Genomic DNA, 3,328 nt, shown 5'->3' on the forward strand with positions numbered 1-3,328 from the left:
AATCCCGGCAACTGGCTTAAGCCATATAGGTTTTCAAAAGTGGTTGTAAAACCACCAAAGTCACCCTCCACCAAAAACTTCTCAATCCCAAGCTCTATTCTCGCTTGAACTCTGATAGAAGCCATTGCCTCTGGAGACTGGTCTGGAATATCATATAAGCTTTGATATTCTGCCATCAACTGATCTACAGCTTGTTCGGGTATTGCGTTCACAACTTCAACCAAATCACCCACTGCGAAGCCATTCACTGACCATCCAAATTTGATTTCAGCTTCAACTTTGTCGCCTTCTGTTACAGCGACATTTCTCATATTGTCTCCAAATCTTGCAATCTTTAAGGTGCGGCTTTCATTGATGGCAACTGCCACATTGAGAAAACGTCCAAGGTCTCTTAAGACTGTCGCTTCCTGATAATGACCCACGATAATCTTTCTCGGCATTCTCAGTCTCGCATTTATAAAGCCAAACTCTCTACCGCCATGAGCGGTTTGATTGAGATTCATGAAGTCCATATCAATGGTTTCCCATGGAATCTCCTTGTGAAATTGTGTATGGAGCTGTACAAAGGGCTTATTGAGCTTTGACAGGCCTTTTATCCACATCTTTGCTGGCGAAAATGTATGCATCCAACCAATTAAACCCGCACAATTCTTGTTGGTGTTCGCTTGGTCAATTAAGTCTGAAATCTCATCTGTTGTTTTGAGTACAGCCTTGAACTTAACTGGATACTGATACCCCCCATTTTCATGTAAATAATGGGCGATTTCTTTTGAATCTATTTCAACTTGCCTTAAAGTCTCTTCTCCATATAAATGCTGACTTCCTGTAATAAACCAAAACTCATAATTCTTTTTTATCATAACTAACCTCCTATATGTGCAGATGTATCTCTGATTTTATACGTACAACTATAAACGTTTTTTTGGACATCAGGGATGTCCTTTAAAAACTTTATATTTTTCGAGTTGAATCACCAATGACCAGTTCTGGTTTCATGACTTCTTCAAATATTTGATTTGGATTTTTCATAAGCTCAATCAAAAGATGTGCTGCTTTTTCACCGAGTTCAGCCTTTGGATGCGCAACACTTGTCAGCTTAGTAACCATTGTATTGGCCAGTTTTGAGTTGTCAAAGCTGACGATCGAATAATCCTGAGGCACTGAATAGCCCAAGGCCAAAAGTGAATTCAAGAGATTTACCGCTAGCTTGTCATTATAGCATACAAAGGCCGTCACCTTTGGATTCTCGCTTAGCCAAAGTTTTAGGTTTTCTTCTGAGACCGCTTTGAGGCTGTCTTCTGTTGTAAACCACTTCACATAATCCTCTGCTGTTTTTACGCCATCCGCTTCCAGTGCATTTTGATAGCCTTGACAACGACCGTGTCCCTGCATATCATCTTGTTTAAAAATGCCTAGAATATCCTTATGACCTGAATCGAGCAAGTGCTTGGTCGCAATATAACCTGCATATACATCGTCTTGGATGATATATGAAGTTTCAAGTGCTCGATAGGTTGCATGGATGAACAATACAGGAATGCCGCGTTCTATAAATTTTCTGTACAACTGTATATTTGGGTTGGGATAAACACTTTTAGAAGGTTCTACAATAAGACCTGCAAGCTGATTGTTTAACATATTATTTAAAACAACACGTTCTCTTGTGCTGTTGTTCTTTGTTGTACCAAGAAGAAGACTGTAACCCTCTTCTGAAAAGACATCGTCCATGCCTGAGATGATATCAGGGAAAATATAATCTCTAAAATAAGTTGTAATGATGCCTACCATCTTACCACTGATGTTCATATCAGCATTGGGATCTGAAACATAGGTTCCACTTCCCTGCATGGTGTAAAGCCAGCCTTCATTGACCAAATCACTTAGAGCTCGTCGAACGGTGTGTCTACTGACATCAAACATTTTCATCAATTCACTTTCAGTTGGAATTGGATCACCATATTTGAGATTTTCCGCTTGCATAGAGTCAATAATGTAGTTTTTAACCTGTTGATATTTTAACGCTGCCAAAGTGTTCTCCTTACTATCTGGTATTCAAGGTACGATACAAACTCATTGTAACATAAAATCATTTTGATGACTATAAACTATTATTTGCGTAGAATTGTGTCACAGCCTCTTTTTCAACACTTAGACCCACCTTGTAATGGTTCATATAAGCTGAAAAACCTTGGACATCATTCTCCACTGGTAATAGGGTTTGCTTTGATGCATTTTTGAAGACATTTTTCATCAGATAAAGATCCAATGTGTCTGTTTTTAAGTCACGGTCTAGGTATGCAGAAAGAATCGCCATCCCCCAAGGACCGCCTTCGCCGGCTGTCTCCATTACCGACACTGGTGTTTTTATTGCCGCTGCGAGGTATCTCTGTGCAACCCCCTCCGTTTTGAAGATGCCACCATGGCCAAGAACTTCATCTATTCCAATCCTTTCTTTTTCAAGCAAGATATCAAATCCAATCTTGATTGCACCGAATGCTGAAAACAAATGGGCACGCATGAAATTTGGAATATTAAATTGACTGTCTGGCCTTCTTAAGAAAAGGGGCATACCTGCTTCAAACCCTGTGATATGCTCTCCAGACAAATAACCATAGGTCAATAGACCACCGCAGTTGTCATCACCCATCAATGAGGCTTTGAAGAGTATTTCATATAACCTTGAGTCGTCAATCTCAAGACCAGATAAATCAATAACCTCCTTAAAAAGACCTACCCAAGCGTTTATGTCAGAGGAGCAATTATTGGCATGAACCATTGCAACAAGATCTCCTGATGGTGTTGTTACCTGATCGATTTCTTTATAGACTGCCCCTAAATCCTCTTCTAAAACTACCATGCCAAACACGGATGTACCGGCAGAGACGACGCTCTTTCGCTTGGAAATACAATTGGTCGCAACCATGCCAGTTCCAGCATCACCTTCAGGTGGTGCAAGTACAATACCTGACATAAGGTCACCAGATGGGTCCAGCAATCTTGCCCCTTCCAGAGTTAGCACTCCAGCATTCTGGCCTGCTAACAAGACTTTTGGTAAAATGGACTCTAATTCATAAGGCATGCCCCTATTCGCCAATATGGCATTGTATTTACCCAGCATGGTCGAGTTGTAATTCTTGGTATGGATGTCTATTGGGAACATCCCTGAGGCCTCACCTATACCGACAACCTTTTGCCCCGTGAGCTTCCAATGAATATAGCCTGCAATCGTCGTCATAAAAGCAATCTGATCTAGGTGTTTTTCATCATTGAGCAAGGCCTGATAATGATGGGCTATGGACCATCTTTGGGGAACAGGATACTCAAACAA

At 40.8% G+C, this 3,328-nt stretch carries 3 protein-coding genes; all 3 read right to left on the reverse strand.

Going from position 1 to position 3,328, the window contains the following annotated elements; genetic code table 11:
- On the reverse strand, positions 1 to 860 hold an 860-nt coding region (locus tag AC220I_RS20290), incomplete at its 3' end, for an L-arabinose isomerase family protein (protein ID WP_486725687.1).
- Between the two features lie 91 nt (positions 861 to 951).
- Entirely contained in the window at positions 952 to 2,028 is a 1,077-nt protein-coding gene (locus tag AC220I_RS20295; protein ID WP_486725688.1) for a substrate-binding domain-containing protein, read from the reverse strand.
- A 70-nt stretch (positions 2,029 to 2,098) separates the two neighbouring features.
- On the reverse strand, positions 2,099 to 3,328 hold a 1,230-nt coding region (locus tag AC220I_RS20300; protein WP_486725689.1), incomplete at its 5' end, for an FGGY-family carbohydrate kinase.

This window comes from Fusibacter sp. (assembly GCF_057447755.1).